Raw genomic sequence first — 25,266 nt, forward strand, 5'->3', positions numbered from 1 at the left:
GACGCGTGCGGTGTTACTTGATCTTCTTGCCGGCGGAGAGCAGGTCCTCGCAGGCGGTGACGATGCGGGCGGCCATGTTCGTCTCGGCGGCCTTCCCCCAGGAGCGCGGGTCGTACTGCTTCTTGTTGCCGACCTCGCCGTCGACCTTCAGGACGCCGTCGTAGTGGTTGAACATGTGCGCGGCCACCGGGCGGGTGAACGCGTACTGGGTGTCGGTGTCGATGTTCATCTTCACCACGCCGTAGGACACCGCCTCGCGGATCTCCTCCAGCGACGAGCCCGAGCCGCCGTGGAAGACCAGGTCGAACGGGCTCGGCTTGCCGTACTTGGCGCCGACCGCGTCCTGGATCTCCTTGAGGACCTCGGGACGCAGCTTCACCGAGCCCGGCTTGTACACGCCGTGCACGTTGCCGAAGGTCGCGGCGAGGATGTAGCGGCCCTGCTCGCCCAGGCCGACGGCCTCGGCGGTCGCGATGGCGTCGTCGGTCGTCGTGTACAGCTTCTCGTTGATCTCGTTGGCGACGCCGTCCTCCTCGCCGCCGACCACGCCGATCTCCATCTCCATGATGATGTTGGCCCGGCGGCACTGCTCGAGGAGGTCCTGCGCGATCTCGAGGTTCTCGGGCAGCGGCACGGCCGAGCCGTCCCACATGTGCGACTGGAACAGCGGCTCCTGGCCGCGCGCCACCCGCTCCTGGGAGATCTTGATCAGCGGACGCATGTAGCCGTCCAGCTTGTCCTTCGGGCAGTGGTCGGTGTGCAGCGCGATGTTGACCGGGTACTTGTCGGCCACCACGCGGGCGTACTCGGCGAGGGCGGTCGCGCCGACGACCATGTCCTTCACGGTCGAACCGGACAGGTACTCCGCGCCACCGGTCGAGACCTGGACGATCCCGTCGCTCTCGGCCTCCGCGAAACCGCGCAGCGCGGCGTTCAGCGTCTGGCTGGACGTCACGTTGATCGCGGGATAGGCGAAGCCGTCGCGCTTGGCGCGGTCGAGCATCTCCGCGTAGACCTCAGGGCTGGCGATGGGCATGGTTCAGCGTCCTTTCCGGCCGGATCCCGGCGGCACAGCGTGCTGTCGTGTGTTCGGTCCTGGCCCGACCCGCGGGGGTGGCGCCACCTGGCCAGTATCTCGAATTCCATGGATCGGGCCACTCCGGGGGCTGGGCCGGGGTGTCAATGGACAAATCGGTCAAGATCGGCTTCCGCTTTACACCGGCCGTACAAGGCTGTCCGGGTAGGCTCGCCGCGTGGACCTCGCCCTGAATCCTCTCGATCCCCACTCCCTGATCTCCGCCTTCGGGGTGTTCGGGATCTTCGCCGTCATCTTCGCCGAGACGGGCCTGCTGGTGGGATTCTTCCTGCCCGGCGACACGCTGCTGTTCGCGGCGGGGCTCTTCAGCACGGCCACCGCCGCGCACGGCGCGGGCATCCCCCAGATGTCTCTGCCGATGCTCATGATCGGCGCACCGGTGTGCGCCATCGCCGGCGCGCAGGTCGGGCACTGGCTCGGCGCGAGGTACGGCCGCAAGCTGTTCGACCGGCCGAACTCCAGGATCATCCGGCCCGAGCACGTCCAGAAGGCCGAGTACTACTTCAACAAGTTCGGCCCGGCCAAGGCGGTCGTCCTGGCCCGCTTCATCCCGGTCGTCCGGACGTTCCTGAACCCGCTCGCCGGGACGCTGGAGATGCCCGCCCGCACGTTCTTCATCTGGAACGTCGTCGGCGCGGTGCTGTGGACCGAGTCGATCGTCGTCGCGGGTCACTACCTGGGCTCGCGCGTCAAGGGCATCGACAAGTACGTCCTGCCGGTGGTGCTGCTGGCCGTCGTCGCGTCCATGATCCCGGTCGCCCGCGAGGTCATCAAGGGCCGGGGCAAGCCCAAGGCCGAGAGCGGCAACAGCGGTGGCGGCGACCAGGACGGCGGCAACGGCGGCTTCGGCTATGACGGCGGCGGCTATGGCGGAGGTCACGGCGGCTACGGCGGCGGTGGCCAGGGCGGCGGCTACGGCGGCGGTGGCGGTCAGGGCGGCGGCTACGGCGCTCCCCAGGGCGGCGGTGGCTATGGCCAGGGCGCGGGCCAGCCGGGCGGCTACGGCGGCTACCAGGGCGGCCAGGGCGGTGGCTACCAGGGTGGTCAGGGCGGCGGCGGTTACGGCGGCCAGCAGGGTGGCTATGGCGGCCAGGGTGGTCAGGGCGGTCCGCAGGGTGGTCAGGGCGGTCCGCAGGGTGGTCAGGGCGGTCCGCAGGGCGGCGGGTACGGAAACCAGGCGCCCGGCCAAGGCGGCTATGGAAATCAGGGCGGCGGCTACGGCGGCGGCCAGGGAGCCGGTTACGGCGGCGGCGCGGACGCCGGTTACGGCGCGGGCGGCTATGGCGCTGGTCACGGCGGTGGCGGGCCCGCAGAACGGCCGGACGGGGGCCGCCCTCAGAAGGGTAAGCACCGCGGCGGCCCCGGCAACGGTCCGAACAAGAATGGCCCTGAACAGTCACGCCCGTCGCTCAGCGGCGACAGTTATCGCTAACCTCCGCATGTGGGACGTCATCGGTCGGACCCTCGTGGTCTAGCGCGCATTCTCCTCGCGGCCTTGGCCGTCGTGGCCGTCGTGGCGCTGCTCGTCGTCGGCGGCATCGCGCTGTTCAACGCGGTGAACACCGGGGGCGACGCGAAGCCTCGTCCGTCCGTCCGGGCCACGGCCCCGGACGGCGCGGAGCAGTCGGGCGGGGAGAAGGCGAGCGCTTCGACACCCCTGGTCATCAAGGTGGTCGGGTCCTCGGCGACCAACGTCCTCGTGACGGTCGCGGGATCCAACCACGTGCTGGCCCAGGGCATGCTCAATCCCGGGGAGGGCCGCAAGATCGACGAAGCGCCGCTGAACGTGGTCGCCGCGGACGGCGGGGCCGTCCAGGTCACCATCTGCGGCAAGGTCCAGCCGCGGAAGGCCAGCGGCCAGCGGGGCACCTGGTTCGTCGACAAGTGCTGACGGACGGGTGACCGGTCGCATGCCGATCACCCGCCGGAGTCGTTCCGGCGCCGGTGGCCCCGGTGCCGCTCAGTCGAGGCCGAGGTCGGCGACGGCGTAGGGGTGGCGGTACTCCAGGCCCTCGGCGGCGATCCGCTCGGCCGCGCCGCGCTCCAGGATCGTGGCGACGGCGACGACCTCCGCGCCCGCCTCGCGCAGCGCCTCGACGGCCGTCATGACCGAGCCCCCCGTGGTGGAGGTGTCCTCGACCGCCAGGACGCGGCGTCCGGCGACGTCCGGGCCCTCGATGCGGCGCTGCAGCCCGTGCTGCTTGTCGGCCTTCCGGACGACGAAGGCGTCCAGCTTGCGGCCCCGCGCGGCGGCGGCGTGCAGCATCGCGGTCGCGACCGGGTCGGCGCCCAGCGTGAGCCCGCCCACGGCGTCGTAGTCCAGGTCGGACGTGGCGTCCAGCATCACCCGGCCGACCAGCGGCGCGACGGCGCCGTCCAGGGTGACCCGGCGCAGGTCCACGTACCAGGACGCGCGCCGTCCGGACGACAGCACGAAGTCGCCGTGCACGACGGCCTTGGCCTTGATCTCTTCCAGCAGGTCATCACGATCGCTCACGCTGAGCACCTTATTGCCCCGCCCGCACCGGACCGCGCACCGGACACCAAGACGCGGTGCGCGACAGCGGTGTGCGGCCGGGTGGCGAGGACGGCCCTTGACCTGCGGTCCATGATGGTGGCGTGAGTGCCTCCCTGCCCGGCGCCCCGACGCCGTACTCCCCGCCGCCCCCTTCCGAGACCGTCGTCTACCGGGGCGGCGTGCTCGTGGACGGCACCGGCGCCCCGGCCCGTCCGGGGACGAGCGTGGTGGTGTCCGGCGAACGGATCACGGAGGTGGCCCCGGACGCGTTCGTGGGGGTGGCGGGCGCGCGGGTCGTCGACCTCGCCGGACGCTTCGTCCTGCCCGGCCTGATCGACACCCACCAGCACCTCGCGACGCCGCCGGACCGTCCGCTCGCCGAGGCGACACTGCGCCGCGACCTGCGCGGCGGGGTCACCGCGATCCGGATCATGGCCGACGATCTGCGCCAGATCGCCGACCTCGCGCGCGCCGCCCGGGTCGGCGAGATCGCCGCGCCGGACGTCCGGTACGCGGCGCTGACGGCCGGGCCGTCCTTCTTCGATGATCCGCGGACTGTGCAGGTCAGCCAGGGGGAGACGCCCGGCGCGGTGCCCTGGATGCAGGCGATCACGCCGGACACCGACCTGCGGCTCGCGGTCGCGCTCGCGCGCGGCACCCACGCCACCGCGATCAAGATCTACGCCGACCTGCCCGGCGAGACCGTCGCGGCGCTGACCGCCGAGGCGCACCGGCAGGGCCTGCGGGTCTGGGCGCACGCGGCCGTCTTCCCGGCCACGCCCGCCGAGGTCGTCCGCGCGGGCGTGGACTCGGTCTCGCACGTCACGATGATGGCCTTCCAGGAGCCGTCCCGGCCGCTCACGACCTACGCCGACAAGCCCACGATCGACCACGCGCGCTTCCTCGACGGCTCCCATCCGGCCGTGGCTGCGCTGTTCGCCGACATGCGCGCACGAGGAACCGTCCTGGACGCGACCGGCAGCATGTGGGACGCGGAGTCTCCCTCGGGCGAGCTCGCCGCCGTCCTCACCGCACAGGCCCACCGCGCAGGAGTCGACGTGTCGACGGGCACCGACAGCGACCCTGACCCAGAGCGCGAGTACCCACCCGTCCTGGACGAGGCCGCGTTCCTAGTCGAACGTTGTGGATTCACGCCTCTGGAAGCGATCCGCTCTGCGACCCTCGTAGGCGCGCGGGCTCTGGCCGCCGAACACGAGATGGGCACTGTCGAGCCAGGAAAGCTCGCCAACCTGCTCATCCTCGCCGACGACCCGCTCCGCGACATCCGCAACCTGGCCAGCACCGAACTGGTCGTGAAGCGCGGCCGCCCCCACGTCACGTCCGCCTCCTAACAAACTCCACCTGCCGCACCCCGACGAACACACCCGCCCAAACCCGACCGCCGAGGACGCGACCGCCGAGGACGCGACCGTTGAGGACGCGACCGGCGAGGGCGTGACCGCTGGGGGCGCGACCGGCAGAGGTGCGGCCGTTGAGGGGGGCTGGTGGGGGCGCGGCGACCGCTGGAGTGTGGCCGGTGCGACTGCTGAGGGCGTGGCCGTGGGCCTCGCGTGCGGTGGACATCTGGGGCGAGGCCGATGTTCGCGCTGGGGCATCGGTGTCGGCGGTGCGGTTGATCACGTGGGGGCCGTCGTTGCGCGCGGCGTGTCGATGGCCCGGGCGTGTACGGTGGGCAGCCGACGGCCGTCGCGCCCCGCCCGCCAACGCGAGGACGAGAGCGCGGCCGACCGTGTTCACGATCCACTCGGAGCCAGGCGCGGCACGCGCGCGGCCGGGCGCGTTCCACGCCAGGTCAGGCACGGTCCACACGGAGTCAGGATGAGGCAGACGTGACGCCCGGAACCCTCGTCCTGCTGCACACCCCGCACGCGGGCGCGGACGCCTGGGGCGACCTGCCGGAGATGCTGCGTTCGTACGGCCTCGACGTCGTCGCACCGGACATCCCGGACCTGGACGGCGTGCGCTACGTCGCCCGCGCCTCGCTCATCATCGCCGCGACCGCCCCGAACGTCCCGCTCGTCCTCGTCGGCCACGGCTCGGCGGGTCCCCTCCTGCCGGCCATCGCCACGGCACAGCGCGCGGCGCACCGTCCAGTCGGTGGCTACGTCTTCGTGGACGCCTCCCTTCCTCGTACCGCCAGGGCCTTCCAGAACCACTCACACGCCATGGAGACCGGCCAGTCGCCCGCACCGGCCCATGTGCACGCCAACGCGCACGGACCCGGCGACGCGCACCCGCACGTCCACGTGAACGGCCGGGTTCCCCACCAGAACGGCACGCCGTCCGGGCAGGCCAAGGCAGGACCACCGGCGCCGGTGCCCGCCGACTGGCCCGACGCGCCGTGCGGCTACCTGCGCACCCACGCTGACCGCACCGCCACCCCACCCCGGGACGACGCGGACGCGCACGACCGGGCCGTCCGCGAAGCGTCGCTGCGCGGCTGGACGGTCGTCCAGCACGAGCCGCCCGCGGCCGTCGCCCAAACCCTCAGTGAACTTATCGCCACCCTCTGACAGAACAGCGGACAGGGCCGCCTCGGCTTCGCCGGACGGCCCTGTTTTGCAGGTCAGAAGGGATATGAGTTGAGGATTGCGGGTCAGGAGTCGGCGTTCTTGAGCAGGTCGTCGAGCATCGCGTCGTAGTCGTCCTCGGGACGCCCGAGGTCCATGCGCGCGCGATAGCGGAGCCGCAGCAGCGCCTCCAGGCTGTCCTCGGCGAGTGCCACGTCGTCGGGATCGACCGCCTCGGCGCCGGGCTTCGCGGGGACCCTCCCCGCGGCCCGGTCGCGCAGCACCAGGACGACGTCCACACCGCCCGTCGACCACTCGTGCGCGCCCAGGACGTCGCCGTGCGCGTAGAGCGTCTCGGAGACCGCCCGGTACACCTCGGGGTCACGTGGCTCGTCCGCCCGGATGTCGCTCACCAGGGCACGCGCCTCGGCGACGTGTCCCAGCTCGAACAGGGCGTCGGCCAGATACGCGCGCGGGTCTCCGTAGGTCTCGCCGCCGTCCTCCACCGCGCGGCGGTAGAACTGGGCGGCGCGGTCGGGTTCGCCGGCGTGCTGCCATTGTTCGCCGGCGCGCAGCAGCACGTTGGCGCGCGACACCCCGCCCGAAACGGCGTCGGCGAGCTCGGCCAGCCGCCGTGCCGCCGTGATGTGGTCGCCCGTGCGCAGCGTGTCGAACTCCAGATCGTCGAGATCGTCTTCCGTCACATGCGTCACGCCTCAACGCTACCCGGCGCCGCACACCCGAAGCGGGCGAATCTCGGATGATCGCTGATGAATTCGCGTTTCCCGCAGGTCATCGGGGGTGTGAACGCGGGCAAGGCGGGTCGAAACCGTGAGGTGACGGTCGCGGGCACCGCTGGTGACAGCACTCGGGCGTGTGTCCGGAACGACCGCTTCGGCGATCAGCGGCGCGAGCGTTCCAGGGCGTCCCAGAAACCGCGGCGGAGGGCGTGCCGGACCTCGTCGTGTAGCAGGAAGTCGATGGGGAGCGACGAACCCTGGAGTAGGCGGGCCTCCAGATCGGAGGGCATGCGCGGCTTGCGCGCGAGGACGGCCTCGAGCCACAGCGCGGGCGCGTCGCGGGCGACGGACTCGCCGAAGTCCTGGCCCTCCTGGTGGGCGGCCTTCACCGCGTCCGAGAGGCTCGGCGCGCTCTGCGCCGGGACGGGCAGCGGCGAGATCTGCTGCGGACCGGTGTACGGACCGTGCGGCTGCGACGTCACGGACGGCGGAGGCGTCGTGGGCGGCGTCATGGGCGACGAGCTGTAGTGCGGCGTGCCGGGCGGCGTGGGCGTCGCCGAGGGGCTCTTGGCGGCCGACGGGCCGGGCGTGGGCGCCGCGTGCAGCGGGGAGGGCGTGCTCGTCGGCGAGCTCGAGGCGCCGGACGAACCGAGGCTGCTCGTCCCGAGGGCGTTCAGCGCGCTCAGGCCGGGCGGGGTCGAGCTGAGCCCGGAGGCGGACGCGCCGAGTCCGGGTGCCGACGAGCCGAGCCCGGCCACACCGAGGCCGCTCGCGCCGAGCGGCGGGGGAGTGCCCGCGCCGAGGCTCGGCATGCCGGATCCGAGGCTGCCGAGGCCGGACGGGCTCGCGGGCGCGGGGGTGATCGGGGACGACGGCGGCGGGCTGCTGTGCGTGCTGGACTGGAGCGGGCTGAGCGTTCCGGTGCCGACGCCGCCGTGACCGTTGCCGTTCGACAGCGGGCCGGGCGTGGTCGTGGAGGCGCCCGTGCTCGCGCCGTCCACGCCGGTCAGCAGGTTGACGTACGGGCGCAGGTGGCTCGAGCCGATCTCGATGAGGTCGTCGCACTCCTGCCGGAGCACGCGCGAGATCGTCCAGTTGCCGTCGACGGCGACGTGCACGACGGTCACGCGGACGCCGAGGTCCTGCGCGTCCGCGACGACCTGGGCGAGGTCCTCGTCGCCGCTGACCACGACCGCGTCGGCGAGCGCGCCGTTGCGGGCGAGCGCCATCAGGTCGCGGTGGATCTCGGTGTCGACGCCCTCGCGGCGGCCCGGGCGGATGCGGCCGAGGCGCAGCTTGAGGCCGGGCAGGTCGGCGAGCGACTCGTGTTCGGGCGCGCGGCGTCCTTCGACCGTGGCCTCGTACCAGTAGCAGCGCAGCATGGGCAGGCTCGTCCGCTCGCGCGCGAGGTTGCCCAGCAGTTGCAGCAGGCCGCCGAAGTCCCACGAAACGGCCTCGCGATGGCGGGTGCCGTGCACCGCCATGGCGCCGTCAGCCAGCAGGTAGCCGGCGTCTACGAACAGCGCACAGCGATCCATGCGGCTCCGCCTTTCGTCAACACGGGACCTCATGCGGCTCCCACCCGGCGGCGAGGTCGGTAAGGGTTCCCCTCATCGGGCCCGCCCTCCTGGCTCTCGGACGTGGGCCGGTCGAAGACCCCGGGCGTTCTTAGCGTAGTGAAGCCCGTAAGACCGGTAGGCCAATACGGCGATTCGACACTCTTTCACGACAGTCCGCCGTACGCGAGCCCTCCTGGTGCCAGCGCTCCGGCGCGCGGCCCGTCCATCGGACGGGCAACTCCTGCGCGGACGCTACCAGCCGTTCCGGTCGGTCCCTAATGCTTCGTCCATGATCTTTACGGAAACTCCCGACACATCGTTCAAAGCGGGTGAGTCGTCCTCTGGGCTCATGACCAGAGCATGGTGTGCCCGTGGTTTGAGCACGTCAGAAGGCCTAGGTGAACGCGCGATATCGGTGTGGAACTCAGCTCCGCATAGGCGCGTTCACTGTGACGACGCCGAGGAGCAGGGCGTCGTCCTTGGTCTCCCTAGAGAGCGTGGAGTGTCGTGGGGTGTCCGTTCCGATGCGAGAGGGGGCGGAACGGACTCACCTCATCGGGTTATCGAGACCGTCGACACCTGCGTCATCTCCGTGGCCGCGCTAGGCGAATCCCATCGGACGCGACTGTCGCGCCCCGTCAACTCGACCGTCGCGATCGCGTTGTCGAACCACGGACCGGTCGTGACGCGCCAACGCAGCGGCGGGCGCGGAACGCGTGCCAAACGAGCGAGCCAACGGAACGGCACACCTGTGCCTCGCGCGCACGCGAAACGGTTCGCCCACTGGTACTTGCTGGGGAGCGGGTTGCGAAGCGGCGAGCACACGACCTGTACGACCTCGGACGACGCGTCCGGGGCGGTCACACGGGCCAGGTAGGAGTAGTGGACGTCGCCGGAGAGAAAGGCGACTGTGGCGGGTGCGGCACCCCGCTCGCCGCGCGCCACGGCGAGGACGTCGTTCGCGACCTCCCGGAAGGACCGCTCGAACGCGGCCCAATGCTCCAGGTCGGCGGCCTGCCGGATCTTCTCCCCCACGCCCGCGGCGCGCGCGCCCCAGGCGCCCTCGGCGACGGCCTCGTTCCACGATTCCACGTGGTGGATGGCGGGCGCGAGCAGGTACGGCAGGGACGACGCGACCAGCAGGTGGTCCACGCCGCCCTGGAACTGACTGTCCAGCCAGTCGAATTCCTCGTCGTCGAGCATGCCGCGACGTTCGGGCGTCAGCAGCCGCGAGCATCGGCTGTCGACGACGACCAGGCGCGTCCCTCCCCACTCGTGCGCGTAGCTCCAGCGCGCCGTCGCGGGTTCACGGTCGGCGCGCTCGGAGAACTCGTCCAGGATCTTGCCGCTGTCGCCGTCGTTTGCGGACACCTCGCGGACGGCTGCGAACAACTCGTTCGCCCTGCGCTCCTCAGGCGAGAGGTTGCCGAGGTGCTGATACACCCAATACGAGCTGATGCCCCCGACGATGCGGTCCCGCCACCAGGGCAGTGCCCACATCTGCTGTCGCCATGTGTAGGAGGTGTTCCAGTCGTCGCGGATGTCGTGGTCGTCGAACACCGTGAGCGAGGGCACCGTGGACAGCAGCCAACGCACGGCCGGATCCTCGCGCCATGCGAGCCGGTAGAGGTGCGTGTACTCCTCGAAGTTCGCGATCTCATCGTCCGGGCATGCTTCGGCGGACGGCTTCGTCTCCACAAGGCCGGTAGGTGCGGACGCGCCGTTCGCGACGAGCGTGTTGGCAGGAGCGCCACCACCGAGGTTCGTCGGAGCGCCGGTGGTCGCGGGGGCGCTGTGTCCGTTGGCGCCGCGTCGCGCGCGCACGATCTCGCGCATAGCCGGGTCGAGCTCGTCCGCGTACACCTGGTCGCCGACCATGAGCAGGATGTCGGGCCATGTCGCGTCCGCGTGCGTGAGGTGATGCGCGAGAGCGGAGAGGGTGTCGAAGCCGTGCTTGCCCTCACGGTCCGGGGAGCGGCGGCATGAGCCGAACGAGACGCGGAGCGTGCCGGACGGGTCGAGCGTGCGCAGCTGGCTGGCGGGGAACGCGGAGCCCTCTTCGGGCCAGACGCGGGTGCCGTCCAGTTCCACCTGGTACGGAACACGCGCGCCGGGAGCGAGACCGCCGACCTCGACGAGCGCGAAGTGGTGTCCGTGGATGGTGAACGTCTGCGCACCCACCTCCACGTCTCCCGCGCGCACGAGTACCCGGCACGGACGGTCGGTCTCCACCCACACGGTCGCGGTGTTCTCGCCGACATGCCGGAGGAGCGGTCCAAGTACCAAAGCGGTCATAACCCGCCTCTCTACTGGATGCGAGCCATCCCCGTCCATGGGTTGGCAGGTTCGACTTCTCCTCCGTGTCCGCCATGGTGAGAGCGGGGAAAGGGGTGAATTCGTCAGGCCGTGTGCGCGCAGGGGACCCAATAGCGCAGCTTGATCCCACGACGGTCCTCCAGGACACCGCCGTTCCTCTCGATGACGGAACGTGACGCGGTGTTGTCAGTGTCACACGTGACGAGCACCTGTTCGATGCCGAGCCCGCGCGCGATGGGAAGGACGGATCGGAGCATCGCGCTCGCGTGCCCGCGACGGCGGGCCGACGGCCGCACGTCGTATCCGATGTGCCCGTTCGACTCGAGCAGCCAGGGGTTCAGCCGATGCCTGAGGGTGAGCCGTCCGACGAACTCGTCCCCGTCCACCCACCACAGGATCGTCGTGGGGACGTGCTCGGGCGGACGCGGCGTCTCCTCCAGCGCCAGCGAACGGACGTGGTGGACGAAGCGGTCGAACGGCTCCGGCTCGTCCCACACGCCGCTGAAGAGGCGTATGTCCCGTCCGAGCCAGCTGTCGTCCTCGGGGGCGCCACGGCCCTCCGCGCGGAACTCCTCCATGGCGGCGAGAAACGAGACCCGGACCCGTGCGTCTGGAGCGATCAGTACAGGCACGTCCCTATTTCTACTAGGAAGGGCTATGTGTCGGGTGAGTGTTGCCAGGTACTCCTACTCACCCATGGTGGGGCTGGCCCCACCATGGGTTTGGGGTGCTGGTCCCATGTCTCCCGCGTGCCCGCGTCCCTAGATTCGATGGCATGAGGGAGAACAGCCGCACCGAGGTCCGTCCGCGTCGCGTCATCCTGATCGGCGCGCTGCTGGGGACCGTCCTGGCGGCGGGGGTGCTGCCGCCGCCGCCGAACCCCGTCCAGACGATCGCGCGACAGGCCGTCGCGCGCCACGCGCAGCCCTGAGCCGCCGTCCTTAGGCGGATCGGCGGCTCAGCGGGAGTTATCCACAGGTTGGGGACCGGCTTTCGAGCGGGGGCTCCGTCCGGCCAGGCTGGATCTGTGCGGCCCGTCCAGGGGGGACGGGCCCGGACTCAGGACTACCGGACGGGAGAGGGGTTCTCAGTGGTGACTTCGAAGGTCGCGGTCACGGGCTCGGCGTCCGTCGCGCCGGTCGTCGCGTTCCCGGCGAAGGCCGTCGCCTTCGCGGTGGCCGCGGCGTCATCGGCGATCGGGGCAGCGCTGTCGGTCGGGGCGGCGTCGCTCGGGTGGGTGTTGCTCGGGTGGGTGTCGCTCGGGTGGGCGGTGACACTGGCCGCGTCGGTGGCGGTGCTCGCGTCGGCGGTGACGGCCGTCTCGGTCGCGTCGGCGGTGTCGGTCGCGTCGGCGTTGGCGGCGGCGGTGCGGCCGCGCAGGACGAACAGGGCGAGGACGGTCGCGGAGACGACCCCGGCCAGGCTGGCGACGAACGTGGTGCCCATGGCCGTGGTGAAGGCGTCCCGGGCCTCGTGGGCCAGGGAGGAGTCGCCGCTCCGGGCGGCGAGGGCGAGGGCGTCGCCGATGGACTTGCGGGCCTGCTCGGGCGTGCCGTCGGGCATCGCCGTCCCGTAGGCGCTGGTGAGGACGGTGCCGAGGAGCGCGACGCCGAGCGCGGCGCCCGCCTGCTGGATGGTGTCGTTCAGGGCCGAGCCGACCCCGGCGTGCTCCTCGGGGACGGCGCCCATCAGCGCACCGATGGTGGCGGGCATCGACAGGCCACTGCCGGCGCCCATGAGGAACAGGCCGATCGCGACGGGCCAGTAGCCGTCTCCGGGGGAGACGGTGGCGAGGGTGCCGAACCCGGCGGCGACGACCAGCAGGCCGGCGACCGCGGTGATCCGGTTGCCGAGCCTGCCGACCAGGCCCGCGCCGAGGCCGTTGAACACCAGGGCCGCGATCGCGACGGGGATGAAGGAGAGGCCGGTCTTCATGGGCGAGTAGCCGAGGACGAACTGCAGGTACTGGGTGAGCGCGAGCAGCAGCCCGCCGTTGCCGATCTCGACCAGGGTGAGCGAGAGGCTGCCGCCGGCGAAGTCCCGGTCGCGGAACAGCCCCAGCGGGACCATCGGCGACTCGACCCGGATCTCCCAGGCCACGAAGCCGGCCAGGGCGGCCACGGCGACGGCGCCGCCGGCCAGGGTGTGCGCGTCCATGCCGTTCTTCGGGAACTCGATGATCGTCCAGACCAGGGCGACCATCCCGCCGGCGGACAGGACCATGCCCAGCGGGTCGGGCTTGCGCCACGGGCCCCGGGACTCCGGCATCAGGACGGCGGCGGCGAGAATGGAGACGGCGGCGATCGGAACGTTGATGAGGAAGACCGCGCCCCACCAGAAGTGCGCGATCAGGACACCGCCGAGGATCGGGCCGCCGACCAGGCCGACCATGGAGACGACGCCCCAGGCCGCCATCGCCTTCGGCCGCTCGTCCTCGTCGAACACCGTGATCAGGATGGACAGGGTGCTGGGCAGGACGAGCGCGCCGCCGACGCCCATCACCGCCCGCGCGGCGATCAGCGTCCCCGGCGACCCGGCGAGCGTGGCCGCCAGCGAGGCGACCCCGAACAGCGCCAGTCCGATGATCATCACCCGGCGGCGGCCGAACCGGTCGGACAGGCTGCCCGCGGTGAGCAGGAGGCCGGCGAAGACCAGGATGTAGGAGTCCAGGATCCATTGGATGTCCTGGGCGCCGGCCCCGAGGTCCTCGGTGAGCGGCGGGATCGCCACGTTCAGCGCCATGTTGTCGACGACCAGGACCAGGGTGCTCAGGCAGAGCACCAGCAGGATCCACCAGCGTCGTGGATTGCGGTTCATCTCATCTCCCGGTGCGTACAGTGTTCGCGTCATTGGGAACACTGTACGCATGGCGGAACGCTGTGCGCAATGGGTACGGCGTGCGCTAGGCTGGGAGCCGATCCGAAAGGGGGCCGCAGATGGCCGACGACCAGGTGATCTCCTCGGTCTGGGCGCGTCCGGAGAAGGCCCGGAACGCCCGTCCGACACTGAGTCGGGAGCAGATCGTCGCCGAGGCGATCAGGCTTCTGGACGCCGAGGGTGTGGACGCGCTGAGCATGCGCAAGCTCGGCCAGGCCCTGAACGCGGGCGCGACGTCCCTCTACCGGCACGTCGCCAACAAGGACCAGCTGCTCGAGCTCGTGGTGGACGAGATCTACGGCGAACTGCGCGTCCCCGTCCTCGATGACCCCGCCGAGTGGCGGCCGGCCGTCCGCGCCTTGGCGCACGAGATGCGCGAGATGATCCTGCGCCACCCGTGGGTCGCGCCCATCCTCGGCCTGGTCGGCTCCAGTTACCTCGGCCCCAACGTCTCCCGGCTCACCGACGAGATGCTCGGCCTGCTCGAAGATGCCGGCTTCGCCCTCGAAGAGGGCAACGGCGCCGTGAAGGCGCTGTTCGCCTACGTCATCGGCTGGACGACGTCCGAGGCCGCCTGGCTCCTGGCCCTCGCCCGCAGTGGCCAGACCGAAGAGCAGTGGCTGGAGCAGATGCGCCCCGCCATGGAACACGCCATGGAGTCCCACCCCCGCCTGGCCAGGCTCTACAAGGCCCAACGCGAAGCCCGCCCCAACCTCAACATCCCCCAGGACGAATTCGACTACGGCCTGGACCGCTTCCTGGACGGCATGCACCCCACCCGCCCCTGACCAGCGACCACCCCGACGCGGTCCCCGCTCGGACCGTCCACTCGGAGACCCCTCCCGCCCGGACGTGGCCCCCGCTCAGCACCCAAAACCAAACCCACCAGCACGCGCCGCCCACCCCAGCACCGCGCCGCGCACCCGCTCACAGCCCCCTCGGCGCACCGCGTCGCCTGTGCACTGCGCCCACTGGGATGCGGCACCAGCGCGGGTGCTCGAGGGCAACGCGCGGCGGCCGCGTGGTGTCCGTCTGGGGCTGCGTGTTCGGGCTGCCCCGTGTGCTGCGTCTGCTGGGGCGTGGTGTCGGTGCGGGTGCTCGTGGGCGGCGCGTGGTGTTCGGGTGGGTGTTGCGCGTTCGGGGGGAGGGGGAGGGGGTGGCGTGGTAGCTTCTTTGGGGAAGTTGCTTCCTTTGTGAAGTTTTTCTGTTGGGAGGGGTGGGGTTGGTGGCTGATCCGTCGGCGGTTTATCAGCGGTACATGAGTGCGCTGATGCTGCATGGGCAGGCGAGTGCGAAGGCCGTTGATCTGGGGGCCACGGATCTCTATGCCCTGAACATCCTCAAGTTGTTCGGGGCCTTGACGCCGGGGGAGCTGGGGCGGCGGGCCGGGTTGACGACCGGGCCCACGACTCGGCTGGTCGATCGGCTGGAGCAGGCCGGGTACGCGCGGCGGGTGCCGGACGCGGAGGACCGGCGGAAGGTCATCGTCGAGCTGGTCGCGCAGCCGTCCGGGCTGGACGAGGCGCTCGCGCCGGTGCGGCAGCGGATCGGCGCGATCATCCAGGGGTACACGCCGGAGCAGCAGGCGCTGCTGTTCGACTACTTCGACCAGGCCGCCGACGCCTTCCAGGAAGCCACCGAGGAACTCCGCGTCCAGCGCTGACCGCCGTGCGTGTTCCGGAGGTCTGCCGTTTCCCGCTGTAGGGGCATGGGAAAGGGGCGCCCGGTCGGACGCCCCTTTCGGCGGTGGGTCAGGTTGTGGCTGGGGTTCGGACCGGGGTGACCGTGAGGGTGTCGGCGGGTTCGTCCAGGTCGACTCGGACTTCGTCGCCGTCCTGGATGGCGCCGGAGAGGAGTTCCTTGGCCAGGCGGTCGCCGATGGCGGTCTGGACGAGGCGGCGGAGCGGGCGGGCGCCGTACAGGGGGTCGTAGCCGGTCAGGGCCAGCCACTCGCGGGCGGCTTCGGTGACGGTCAGGTGGAGGCGGCGGTCGGCCAGGCGGCGGGCCAGGCGGTCGACCGACAGGTCGACGATGCGGGTGAGCTCGTCGGTGGACAGGGCGTCGAAGACGATGACGTCGTCCAGGCGGTTCAGGAACTCGGGCTTGAAGGAGTTCCGGACGGCCGTCATGACCGCCTCGCGCTTGGCGCCGTTCTCCAGGGCCGGGTCGACGAGGAACTGCGAGCCGATGTTGGACGTCAGGATCAGGATCGTGTTCCGGAAGTCCACCGTGCGGCCCTGGCCGTCGGTGAGGCGGCCGTCGTCGAGGACCTGGAGCAGGATGTCGAAGACCTCGGGGTGCGCCTTCTCCACCTCGTCCAGCAGGACGACCGAGTACGGGCGCCGCCGGACGGCCTCGGTGAGCTGGCCGCCCTCCTCGTAGCCGACGTAGCCGGGAGGCGCGCCGACGAGGCGGGCCACCGCGTGCTTCTCGGAGTACTCCGACATGTCGATGCGGGTCATCGCCCGCTCGTCGTCGAACAGGAACTCCGCCAGGGCCTTCGCGAGCTCGGTCTTGCCGACGCCGGTCGGGCCGAGGAACAGGAACGAGCCGGTCGGACGGTCCGGGTCGGCGATGCCCGCGCGGGCGCGGCGGACCGCGTCCGACACGGCCGTCACGGCGGTGCGCTGGCCGATGAGGCGGCGGCCCAGCTCGTCCTCCATGCGGAGCAGCTTGGCGGTCTCGCCCTCCATCATGCGGCCGGCGGGGATGCCCGTCCAGGACGCGACGACGTCGGCGACGTCGTCCGGGCCGACCTCCTCCTTCACCATGGCGTTGGCCTGGTCGTCCTGCTCGGCGGACGCCTCGGCCAGCTCCTTCTCGAGCTGCGGGATCTCGGCGTAGGTGAGCCGGGACGCGGTCTCGTAGTCGCCCTCGCGCTGCGCCCGCTCGGCCTCGCCGCGCATCGCGTCGATGCGCTCCTTGACCTCGCCGACGCGGTTCAGCCCGGCCTTCTCCTTCTCCCAACGGGAGTTCAGGACGTTCAGGTGCTCCTGCTTGTCGGCCAGGTCCTTGCGGAGGCGCTCCAGACGCTGCGCGGACGCCGCGTCGGTCTCCTTCGCGAGCGCCATCTCCTCCATCTTCAGCCGGTCGACCGAGCGCTGCAGCTCGTCGATCTCGACCGGCCGGGAGTCGATCTCCATGCGCAGCCGGGACGCCGCCTCGTCCACCAGGTCGATCGCCTTGTCCGGCAGGAACCGGGAGGTGATGTACCGGTCGGACAGCGTCGCGGCGGCGACCAGCGCCGAGTCGTTGATCTGCACCTTGTGGTGCGCCTCGTACCGGCCCTTCAGCCCGCGCAGGATCGCGACGGTGTCCTCGACGGACGGCTCGCCCACGAAGACCTGCTGGAACCGGCGCTCGAGGGCCGGGTCCTTCTCGATCCGCTCGCGGTACTCGTCCAGCGTGGTCGCGCCGATCATGCGCAGCTCGCCGCGGGCCAGCATCGGCTTCAGCATGTTGCCGGCGTCCATCGAGCCCTCGCTCGCGCCCGCGCCGACGACCGTGTGCAGCTCGTCGATGAACGTGACGACCCGCCCCTCGGACTCCTTGATCTCGTGCAGGACGGCCTTCAGCCGCTCCTCGAACTCGCCGCGGTACTTGGCGCCCGCGACCATCGCGCTGAGGTCGAGCGAGACCAGCGTCTTGCCGCGCAGCGACTCGGGCACGTCACCGGCCACGATCCGCTGGGCGAGGCCCTCGACGACGGCGGTCTTGCCGACGCCCGGCTCGCCGATCAGCACCGGGTTGTTCTTGGTGCGCCGGGACAGCACCTGCACCACGCGCCGGATCTCGGTGTCGCGGCCGATCACCGGGTCGAGCTTGCCCTCGCGCGCGGCCTCGGTCAGGTCGACGCCGTACTTCTCCAGCGCCTGGAAGGTCTCCTCGGGGTTCTCGGAGGTGACGCGGGCGTGCCCGCGGACCTTCTCGAACGCCTCCAGCAGCGCGTTCGGGGTCGCGCCGTACTCCTTCAGCAGCCCGGCGACCGGCCCGCCGTCGGCGGCGAGGCCGACCAGCAGGTGCTCGGTGGAGACGTACTCGTCCTCGAGCTGGCGGGCGCGGTTGGCGGCGGTGTTCACCGCGACGATCAGCTGCCGCGACATCTGCGGGGACGACACGGTCGAGCCCGCCGCCTTCGGCAGGGCCTCGAGCTGCTCCTCGGCCCGGCTGCGGACGGCCTTCCAGTCCGCGCCGACGGCCTCCAGCAGCGGGACGGCCGTGCCGTCGGTCAGCTGGATCAGCGCGACGAGCAGGTGCGGCGGTTCGACCTGCGGGTTCCCCTCGGCGGCCGCGCGGCGCACCGCGAGCGACACCGCCTCCTGGGACTTCTGGGTGAGCTTGTAGTCCATGTTCGGCTATCCCCTCAGTGGTCCCGGCCCCGCTCGTGCCAGACGACCACGCCCGTCGCGCGGATGGGCACGAGGTCTCCCCCGGGAGCGTCACCGGATTCACCGCGACGGCGCTGCTGCGCGAGGCGCGCCGCGACCGCGCGGGTCGATTCGAGTTCGTTGGCGAGGTCCTGCAGGGTCTCGCGGGCGCGCTGGAGCTCGTCGCCGAGCCGCGCGGCCTCGCGCTGCAGTTCCAGGATGTGCTTGATGCCCGACAGGTTGATGCCCTCCTCCTGCGAGAGCCGCTGGATCTCGCGGAGGGCGACGATGTCGCGCATGGAGTAGCGGCGTCCCCGGCCCTGGGTGCGGCCGGGGGACACCAGGCCCAGCCGGTCGTAGGTGCGCAGCGTCTGCGGGTGCAGCCCGGACAGCTGCGCCGCCACCGAGATCACATAGACCGGCGTGTCATCGCCGAAGGGATCCATGGTGCACTACTCCTCCCCGGCCTGCCGGAGCAGTCCGCCGCGCAGGTCGTCGCCCTCACCGGACGACCGCAGCGACTCCAGCGCCGTGCGGGTCTGGTCGTCGAGCTTGTCCGGCACCTGGACGTCCACCGTGACCAGCAGGTCGCCCTTGGTGCCGTCGCGCCTGGCCGCGCCGCGCCCGCGGACCCGGAACGTCCGCCCGTTGGGCGTGCCCTCCGGGACGCGCAGGGTGACCGGCTGCCCCTGGAACGTCGGCACCTTGATCTCCGCGCCGAGCGCCGCCTCGGGGAAGGTCACCGGGACCGTCAGGGTGAGGTTGTCACCGCTGCGGCCGAACACCTTGTGCGCCGTGACCTTGATGTTCACGTAGAGGTCGCCCGCGGGGCCGCCGTTCTCGCCGGGCGCGCCCTTGCCCTTGAGGCGGATCTTCTGCCCGTCGGCGACGCCCGCCGGGATGCGGGCCTGGATGGTGCGGGTGCCGGTCGCGCGGCCGCTGCCGCTGCAGGTCGGGCACGGGTCGTCCACGACCAGGCCGCGGCCGCGGCAGATGTGGCAGGGCTCGCTGAACCCGAAGTTGCCGAGGTTGCGGGTCTCCTGCCCGGTGCCCTCGCAGTTGGGGCACACCCGCGGGACGGTTCCGGTCTTCGCGCCGGTGCCGTGGCAGGTGGGGCAGGCCGCCTCGCTGGTCAGCTTCAGCGACACGGTCGTGCCGCTCATGGCGCGGCCGAACGACAGCGTCGCCTCGGTCTCGACGTCGGCGCCACGCCGGGCCCGCCGCGCGGACGTGCCGGTGCGGGTGCCGCCGCGGTTGAACAGGCCGCCGAACAGGTCTCCTATACGCTCCCCGGCGCCGTGCGTCCCGGCGCCTCCCGGCGTCGTGCCGCCCTGCCCGAAGAGGTCTCCCAGGTCGAAACCGAAGCCGCCGCCCTGCCCGCCGCCGGCGCCCCGGAACCCGCTCGGCATCGAGCGGACCTGGTCGTACTCCTTGCGGCGCCCGGTGTCCGACAGGACGCTGTTCGCCTCGGAGACCTCCTTGAAGCGCTCCTCGGCGTCGGCGTCGCCCTTGTTGCGGTCCGGGTGGTACTGCTGGGCGAGCTTGCGGTACGCCTTCTTGATCTCGTCCTGCGAGGCTGTCTTCGAGACACCGAGGACCTTGTAGTAGTCCTTCTCGAGGTAGTCCTTGGTGCTCACAGATCCTCGCCTTCCGCGTCTTCCTCTGTCTGCTGCCGGTGGGTGCCCCGGGCCGTCCCGCGCCCCGCGCTGGGGGAGGACGGCCCGGAACGGGTCTTGCCGATCGGCCCGCGGCCTCCGCCCGGACCGCTGCCCGAGCCTCTGCCGGGACCGCTGCCCGGGCCTCCGCCGGGACCGTGGTCCGGCGGCGAACCCGGGCCGCCGCCTCCGCCCGGACGGTCGTCCGGGCGGGGACCGCTACTCGGGCCGGTCGTTCTCGGCCTGCTCGGCGTCGTCGCCACCGTCCTGCGGCTCGGCGACCGCGACCCGCGCGGGACGCAGCACGCGCTCACCGATCCGGTAGCCCGGCTGGAGGACGTCCGCGACGCTGGTCTCGGTGACCTCGGCCGAGTAGGAGTGCATCAGCGCCTCGTGCACCGTCGGGTCGAACGGCTCGCCCTTCTCGCCGAAGCGCTCCAGGCCGAGCTTGCCCGTCGCCCCCTCCAGCGTCTCGGCGACCGACTTGAACCCACCGTTCAGCTCGTTGTGGTCGCGGGCCCGGCCGATGTCGTCCAGGACCGGCAGCAGCTCGGCGAGCACGCTCGCCAGCGCCTGCTCGCGGACCGCGACGCGGTCGCGCTCGACGCGCTTGCGGTAGTTGTCGTACTCCGCCTTCAGCCGCTGCAGGTCGGCGGTGCGCTCGGCCAGCTGCTGCTTGAACGCGGCGGCCTCTCCGCTCACCGGCTCGGCGGCTGGGGCCTCGGGGGCCGGGGCGGACGTCTCGTCCGCCCCCGCCTCCCGGACCTTGCCCGTCTCCGGGTCGATGCGCCGCCGGTCGCGGATCACCGGGCCGTCGTGTTCCTCACGGGGTGAGGTCACTTGGCCTCACCCTTCGGCTTTTCGTCGTCCACGATCTCGGCGTCGACGACCTCGTCGTCCTGCGGCTGGTCGCCCGCCGCGCCGCCGGCCTGCTCGCCGCCCGGCTGGGCTGCGCCCTCCGGGTTCTGGGCGTACATGGCGGCGCCCATCTTCTGGCTGGTCTGGGCGAGCTTCTCGGCCGAGGTCTTGATCGCCTCGACGTCGGTGCCCTCCAGGGCCTTCTTGACCTCGGCGACGCCCGCCTCGACCTCGGTCTTCAGCTCGTCCGGGACCTTGTCGCCGTTCTCGCGGAGGAACTTCTCGGTCGAGTACGCGAGGGTGTCGGCCTGGTTGCGGACCTCGGCCTCCTCCTTGCGCTTGCGGTCCTCCTCGGCGTACTTCTCGGCCTCGTCCATCATGCGGCTGATGTCGTCCTTCGGCAGCGCCGAGCCGCCGGTGATGACCATCGACTGCTCCTTGCCGGTGCCGAGGTCCTTCGCGGAGACGTTCACGATGCCGTTGGCGTCGATGTCGAAGGTGACCTCGATCTGCGGGACGCCGCGGGGCGCCGGGGGCAGGCCGGTCAGCTGGAAGGTGCCGAGCTTCTTGTTGTACGCCGCGATCTCGCGCTCGCCCTGGTAGACCTGGATCTCCACGGACGGCTGGTTGTCGTCGGCCGTGGTGAAGGTCTCCGAGCGCTTGGTCGGGATCGTGGTGTTGCGCTCGATGATCTTGGTGAAGATGCCGCCCTTGGTCTCGATGCCGAGCGACAGCGGGGTGACGTCCAGCAGGAGGACGTCCTTGACCTCGCCCTTCAGGACGCCGGCCTGGAGGGACGCGCCGATGGCCACGACCTCGTCGGGGTTGACGCCCTTGTTGGGGTCCTTGCCGCCGGTCAGCTCCTTCACCATCTCGCTGACGGCGGGCATGCGGGTCGAGCCGCCGACCATGACGACCTGGTCGATGCCTTCGACGCTGATGTTCGCGTCCTTCAGCACCTGCTGGAACGGCGCCTTGGTGCGCTCGAGCAGGTCGCTGGTGAGGCGCTGGAACTCGGCGCGGGTGAGCTTCTCGTCCAGGTGCAGCGGGCCCTCGGCCGAGGCCGTGATGTAGGGCAGGTTGATCTGCGTCTCGGACGAGCTGGACAGCTCGATCTTGGCCTTCTCGCCGGCCTCGCGGAGGCGCTGGAGGGCCATCTTGTCCTTGGACAGGTCGACGCCGTTGGCGTTCTTGAAGCGCTCGACCAGCCAGTCGACGACCTTGTTGTCCCAGTCGTCGCCGCCGAGGTGGTTGTCGCCGGAGGTCGCCTTGACCTCGACGACGCCGTCGCCGACCTCGAGCAGGGACACGTCGAAGGTGCCGCCGCCCAGGTCGAAGACCAGGATGGTGGCCTCGTTCTCCTTCTCCAGGTGGTAGGCCAGCGCGGCCGAGGTCGGCTCGTTGATGATGCGCAGGACGTTCAGTCCCGCGATCTGGCCGGCCTCCTTGGTGGCCTGGCGCTGGTGGTCGGAGAAGTAGGCGGGCACGGTGATGACCGCGTCGGTCACCGTCTCACCGAGGAAGGACTCGGCGTCCCGCTTGAGCTTCTGAAGGACGAACGCCGAGATCTGCTGCGGCGTGAACTCCTTGTCGTCGATCTTCTGCTTCCAGTCGGTGCCCATCTCACGCTTGACCGACCGGATGGTGCGGTCAACGTTGGTGACGGCCTGGCGCTTGGCCACCTCACCGACGAGGACCTCGCCGTTCTTGGCGAAGGCGACGACGGACGGCGTGGTCCGCGACCCCTCCGCGTTGGCGATCACCGTGGGCTCGCCGCCCTCCAGAATCGCGACGACCGAGTTGGTCGTCCCGAGGTCGATGCCGACCGCACGTCCCATGTCTCGTCCTCCGTGGATCTTGCTAGGCCTTCGCCGGTGCGGACGGCCCGGGGGGCCTCGCGTCCGGCGTGAGTTTTCCGCTGTGTGTCAGAGTGCCGCCCTGGGGATCTCTTGTCAAATGACTTGAGTCGAGCGGACTCAACTTTGCTGCTGTCTCAAGAACAGGACGTCTGAGCGACCTATTCCCGTTCCCGGTCTCCGGGTTTCTCGGGGACGAACCCTCCTCAGGGAGGAGCCGGCCCCCTGCCCTGGGAGGACGGGACCGGCCCCGTGCACGGGACCGGGGCGCGCACGAGAAATTCTTCGATCGCGCCGAAAGTGATCCGGTTCGTCGGCGGAGTACAGGTGACACCGACCGGAAGGACCCCCGTGCCATGAGCGCTCCACCGGCCGTGGAGGACGACGCCTGGGTCGTCGCGGCCTCTCTCAGCGAGCCAGAGCGGTTCACCGGCGTCTATGACCGTCACCACACCGCGGTCTACAGGTACGTCTCCGGACGGCTCGGTCAGCAGGCCGCCGACGACATCGCCGCCGAGACGTTCCTGGTCGCGTTCCGCCGCCGCGCGGACTTCGATCCGGGACGCGGCGCGGTGCGCGCCTGGCTGTTCGGCATCGCGACCCGCCTGGTCGCCCAGCACCGCCGCGCCGAGGAACGCCACTACCGGGCGCTCGCCCGCGTCGGCGTCGACCGTCCGCACGGCGGGGACGAGGACCGCGTCGCCGCCGCCGTGGACGCGCGGATCGTCCAGCCCCGGCTGGCCGCCGCGCTGCGGGGCCTGTCCGCCAAGGAACGCGACGTCGTGCTGCTGGTCGCGCTCGCCGATCTCAGCCACGAGGAGATCGCCGCCGCCCTCGGCATCCCGTACGGGACGGTCGGCTCCCGCCTCAACCGGGCGCGCGGGAAGCTCCGCGCCGTCCTGTCCACCACCGCGGAAGGAAAGTGATCATGGACGAACTCGACGCCCTCAGGCTGCTCGCCGCCGACCCCACCGAAGAGACCACCGCCGAGGGACGCGCCCTGCTGGAGGCCGAGGCGCGCGGTCCGGCCCGCCGCCGCGCGCGCCGCTTCTCCCTGCCCCGTCCCGCCCTGTTCACCGGCTTCGGGCTGACGCTCGCGGGCGCGGCCGCCGCCGTCGCGGTCATGATGTCGTCCGGGACGGCGACGCCCCGGGCGCCCGGCGCGCATGGCGGCGGGCCGCTCGCCGACGGGGCGTTCATGGACGTCGCCGCCAAGGCGGACCTGCTGCCGACCGGCCGCTACTGGTACTCGGACGAGATCCAGGGCCAGTCGTACATGCAGCGTCCGAAGACCGGTCCGTACGCGATCATCGGCGCGCACAGCGAGATCCTCCAGTACGTGGGCGCGAAGCGGAAGGACGGCTCGGCCTTCTGGGGACGCGACCTGGCCGCCCGTCCGGCGACGCCGGAGGACGAGGCGGCGTGGAAGCGCGCCGGATCGCCGTCGTCCTTCCGCGTCTGGTCGAACGACCACTACTACGTCTACAGGTCCAAGCCCACAGCCTGGGTCAAGGACTCGGGGGGACAGGACAGCGGCGGACGGTTCCCCCGTCTTGGCCCCCGGCCCCAGAAGGAGATGGGCAAGCCGCTGCCGACCATGACCGTCGAGGACTTCGCGAAGCTGCCCACCGACCCGTCCACCCTCGCCGGGATCCTCTTCCCGAAGCTCACCGGCATGAACGCGATCGACCCGCTGTCCCTGGACACGATGACGCAGGAACAGGTCCTGAAGTACCGGGCGCACCCCGACCGGATCCCGCCGCGCGAGATGTCCCCCTGGCAGAAGGTCCTCGCGGCGGGTGATGCGCTGAAGGACATGCCGCTGCCGCCGAAGGTCAGATCGGGCCTGATGCGGGCGCTCGCGATGCAGCCCGGCGTCCACACGGTCAAGAACGTGCGGGATCCGCTCGGCCGCGAGGGCGTCGCCCTGCGGGCCGATCCCGAGAAGCGGACGCGGACCGGCGAGTTCGGCACCCCGAAGAACGAGCAGGGCACCTACAAGGACCAGGAGGAACTGATCTTCGACCCGAAGACCGGCGCGCTGCTGTCCCAGCAGCTGATCCTGGCGGAGCCGGGCGGTCCGTACGCCGCCCGTAAGCCCGGTTCGGTGATCTTCTACTGGATCGTCCGGTCGGGTGGCTGGACGAACAGCAAGCCGACCCCGACGGCGAAGCTGCCCTTCTGACCACTCACAGACGACGAAACGCCCGTGCCCTCCTGGGGGCGCGGGCGTTTTCTCGTGCCCACGAGAAAATCCCGAAATCCCACCGAAGGGTTCTTCTCGGCGGACGGAGTACCTATGACACCGACCGAAGGGGACCCCCTGCCCATGTCCGCCCCACCGATAGTGGACGACGCGGAGCTCATCGCGGCGTCCCGTGACGATCCGGAACGGTTCACCAGCGTCTACGACCGGCATTTCGCCGCGATCCGCCGCTACATCGCCGCCCGGCTCGGCCCCGAGCCCGCGGACGACGTCGCCGCCGAGGCGTTCCTGACCGCGTTCCGCCGCCGCGCCGACTACGACCCGGTGCGCGGCGAGGTCCGCGCCTGGCTGTTCGGCATCGCGACCCGGCTGGTCGGGGAGCACCGCCGGGTCGAGGAGCGCCGGTACCGGACGCTCGCGCGACTCGGTCCGGGCCGTCCCGAGGACGGCCCGGAGGAGCGCGTCGCCGACGCGGTCGACGCGCGGCTCGCCCAGCCCCGGCTGGCCGCCGCGCTGCGCGCGCTGTCCCGGAAGGAGCGGGACGTGCTGCTCCTCGCCGCCTTCACCGACCTGGCCCGGGACGACATCGCCGTCGCGCTCGCCATCCCGGTCGGGACGGTCGACTCCCGCCTCAACCGCGCGCGGGGAAAGCTCCGCGCCGCCCTCTCCACAACGAAAGGAAAGTGA

At 71.3% G+C, this 25,266-nt stretch carries 22 protein-coding genes; 10 read left to right on the forward strand and 12 right to left on the reverse strand.

The window, feature by feature from the left end:
• Positions 1-13: 13 nt before the first annotated feature.
• A complete protein-coding gene (fbaA, locus tag AB0L06_RS11490) occupies positions 14-1,036 on the reverse strand; it encodes a class II fructose-bisphosphate aldolase (RefSeq protein ID WP_500230877.1) in 1,023 nt (340 codons plus the stop codon).
• Between the two features lie 217 nt (positions 1,037-1,253).
• Between fbaA and AB0L06_RS11495 the strand changes: the two genes are divergently transcribed.
• Both AB0L06_RS11495 and AB0L06_RS11500 read left to right on the forward strand, forming a co-directional pair.
• Complete coding sequence (locus AB0L06_RS11495) at positions 1,254-2,528, forward strand: DedA family protein (RefSeq protein WP_500230878.1); 1,275 nt, start codon at positions 1,254-1,256, stop codon at positions 2,526-2,528.
• Positions 2,529-2,600: 72 nt separating this feature from the next.
• On the forward strand, positions 2,601-2,987 hold the full coding sequence (locus AB0L06_RS11500) for a hypothetical protein (RefSeq protein WP_500231309.1): 387 nt from the start codon (positions 2,601-2,603) through the stop codon (positions 2,985-2,987).
• Between the two features lie 69 nt (positions 2,988-3,056).
• On the opposite strand, the gene pyrE is transcribed toward AB0L06_RS11500, so the two are convergent.
• Positions 3,057-3,593, reverse strand: a complete 537-nt coding sequence (pyrE, locus tag AB0L06_RS11505; RefSeq protein ID WP_500230879.1) for an orotate phosphoribosyltransferase — start codon at positions 3,591-3,593, stop codon at positions 3,057-3,059.
• A gap of 122 nt (positions 3,594-3,715) precedes the next feature.
• Here pyrE and AB0L06_RS11510 point away from each other — a divergent pair, with 122 nt between their 5' ends.
• Together AB0L06_RS11510 and AB0L06_RS11515 are read left to right on the forward strand one after the other, a co-directional pair.
• Positions 3,716-4,966, forward strand: a complete 1,251-nt coding sequence (locus AB0L06_RS11510) for an amidohydrolase family protein (RefSeq protein WP_500230880.1) — start codon at positions 3,716-3,718, stop codon at positions 4,964-4,966.
• A gap of 498 nt (positions 4,967-5,464) precedes the next feature.
• On the forward strand, positions 5,465-6,148 hold the full coding sequence (locus tag AB0L06_RS11515; RefSeq protein WP_500230881.1) for a hypothetical protein: 684 nt from the start codon (positions 5,465-5,467) through the stop codon (positions 6,146-6,148).
• Positions 6,149-6,231: 83 nt separating this feature from the next.
• Here the strand turns inward: AB0L06_RS11515 and AB0L06_RS11520 are convergent, their stop codons facing one another.
• From AB0L06_RS11520 to AB0L06_RS11535, 4 genes are all read right to left on the reverse strand, one after another.
• The gene (locus tag AB0L06_RS11520) at positions 6,232-6,858 is read right to left on the reverse strand and encodes a tetratricopeptide repeat protein (RefSeq protein ID WP_500230882.1); all 627 of its coding nucleotides are present in this window, start codon (positions 6,856-6,858) and stop codon (positions 6,232-6,234) included.
• A gap of 188 nt (positions 6,859-7,046) precedes the next feature.
• Positions 7,047-8,423, reverse strand: a complete 1,377-nt coding sequence (locus AB0L06_RS11525) for an NYN domain-containing protein (protein WP_500230883.1) — start codon at positions 8,421-8,423, stop codon at positions 7,047-7,049.
• A gap of 573 nt (positions 8,424-8,996) precedes the next feature.
• On the reverse strand, positions 8,997-10,739 hold the full coding sequence (locus tag AB0L06_RS11530) for a DUF7800 domain-containing protein (RefSeq protein WP_500230884.1): 1,743 nt from the start codon (positions 10,737-10,739) through the stop codon (positions 8,997-8,999).
• Between the two features lie 104 nt (positions 10,740-10,843).
• Positions 10,844-11,392, reverse strand: a complete 549-nt coding sequence (locus tag AB0L06_RS11535; protein ID WP_500230885.1) for a GNAT family N-acetyltransferase — start codon at positions 11,390-11,392, stop codon at positions 10,844-10,846.
• A 143-nt stretch (positions 11,393-11,535) separates the two neighbouring features.
• Here AB0L06_RS11535 and AB0L06_RS11540 point away from each other — a divergent pair, with 143 nt between their 5' ends.
• On the forward strand, positions 11,536-11,691 hold the full coding sequence (locus AB0L06_RS11540) for a hypothetical protein (protein WP_500230886.1): 156 nt from the start codon (positions 11,536-11,538) through the stop codon (positions 11,689-11,691).
• A 134-nt stretch (positions 11,692-11,825) separates the two neighbouring features.
• On the opposite strand, the gene AB0L06_RS11545 is transcribed toward AB0L06_RS11540, so the two are convergent.
• On the reverse strand, positions 11,826-13,610 hold the full coding sequence (locus AB0L06_RS11545) for an MFS transporter (RefSeq protein ID WP_500230887.1): 1,785 nt from the start codon (positions 13,608-13,610) through the stop codon (positions 11,826-11,828).
• Between the two features lie 86 nt (positions 13,611-13,696).
• On the opposite strand from AB0L06_RS11545, the gene AB0L06_RS11550 reads away from it, so the two are divergent.
• Both AB0L06_RS11550 and AB0L06_RS11555 read left to right on the forward strand, forming a co-directional pair.
• The gene (locus AB0L06_RS11550) at positions 13,697-14,425 is read left to right on the forward strand and encodes a TetR/AcrR family transcriptional regulator (protein WP_500230888.1); all 729 of its coding nucleotides are present in this window, start codon (positions 13,697-13,699) and stop codon (positions 14,423-14,425) included.
• 470 nt (positions 14,426-14,895) lie between these two features.
• The gene (locus AB0L06_RS11555; protein ID WP_500230889.1) at positions 14,896-15,300 is read left to right on the forward strand and encodes a MarR family transcriptional regulator; all 405 of its coding nucleotides are present in this window, start codon (positions 14,896-14,898) and stop codon (positions 15,298-15,300) included.
• A gap of 88 nt (positions 15,301-15,388) precedes the next feature.
• On the opposite strand, the gene clpB is transcribed toward AB0L06_RS11555, so the two are convergent.
• From clpB to dnaK, 5 genes are all read right to left on the reverse strand, one after another.
• Positions 15,389-17,986, reverse strand: a complete 2,598-nt coding sequence (gene clpB / locus AB0L06_RS11560) for an ATP-dependent chaperone ClpB (RefSeq protein ID WP_500230890.1) — start codon at positions 17,984-17,986, stop codon at positions 15,389-15,391.
• A 14-nt stretch (positions 17,987-18,000) separates the two neighbouring features.
• Positions 18,001-18,450, reverse strand: coding sequence for a heat shock protein transcriptional repressor HspR (locus AB0L06_RS11565; protein ID WP_500230891.1), 450 nt, complete (start codon positions 18,448-18,450; stop codon positions 18,001-18,003).
• A gap of 6 nt (positions 18,451-18,456) precedes the next feature.
• Complete coding sequence (gene dnaJ, locus AB0L06_RS11570; RefSeq protein WP_500230892.1) at positions 18,457-19,641, reverse strand: molecular chaperone DnaJ; 1,185 nt, start codon at positions 19,639-19,641, stop codon at positions 18,457-18,459.
• Between the two features lie 237 nt (positions 19,642-19,878).
• The gene (grpE, locus tag AB0L06_RS11575) at positions 19,879-20,499 is read right to left on the reverse strand and encodes a nucleotide exchange factor GrpE (RefSeq protein WP_500230893.1); all 621 of its coding nucleotides are present in this window, start codon (positions 20,497-20,499) and stop codon (positions 19,879-19,881) included.
• Positions 20,496-22,355 carry a molecular chaperone DnaK gene (gene dnaK, locus AB0L06_RS11580; protein WP_500230894.1) on the reverse strand — a complete coding sequence of 620 codons (1,860 nt, stop codon included), beginning with the start codon at positions 22,353-22,355 and terminating at the stop codon, positions 20,496-20,498. Before dnaK ends, grpE begins: the two co-directional genes overlap by 4 nt.
• A gap of 374 nt (positions 22,356-22,729) precedes the next feature.
• On the opposite strand from dnaK, the gene AB0L06_RS11585 reads away from it, so the two are divergent.
• The 3 genes from AB0L06_RS11585 (at position 22,730) to AB0L06_RS11595 (ending at position 25,266) form a co-directional block, all read left to right on the forward strand.
• Positions 22,730-23,299: an RNA polymerase sigma factor gene (locus AB0L06_RS11585; RefSeq protein WP_500230895.1), complete on the forward strand. Its 570-nt coding sequence runs from the start codon at positions 22,730-22,732 to the stop codon at positions 23,297-23,299.
• A gap of 2 nt (positions 23,300-23,301) precedes the next feature.
• The gene (locus AB0L06_RS11590) at positions 23,302-24,558 is read left to right on the forward strand and encodes a CU044_5270 family protein (protein WP_500230896.1); all 1,257 of its coding nucleotides are present in this window, start codon (positions 23,302-23,304) and stop codon (positions 24,556-24,558) included.
• Between the two features lie 114 nt (positions 24,559-24,672).
• Positions 24,673-25,266 carry an RNA polymerase sigma factor gene (locus AB0L06_RS11595; protein WP_500230897.1) on the forward strand — a complete coding sequence of 198 codons (594 nt, stop codon included), beginning with the start codon at positions 24,673-24,675 and terminating at the stop codon, positions 25,264-25,266.

It is taken from the genome of Spirillospora sp. NPDC052269, from assembly GCF_040679435.1.
Classification (GTDB): Bacteria; Actinomycetota; Actinomycetes; order Streptosporangiales; family Streptosporangiaceae; genus Spirillospora.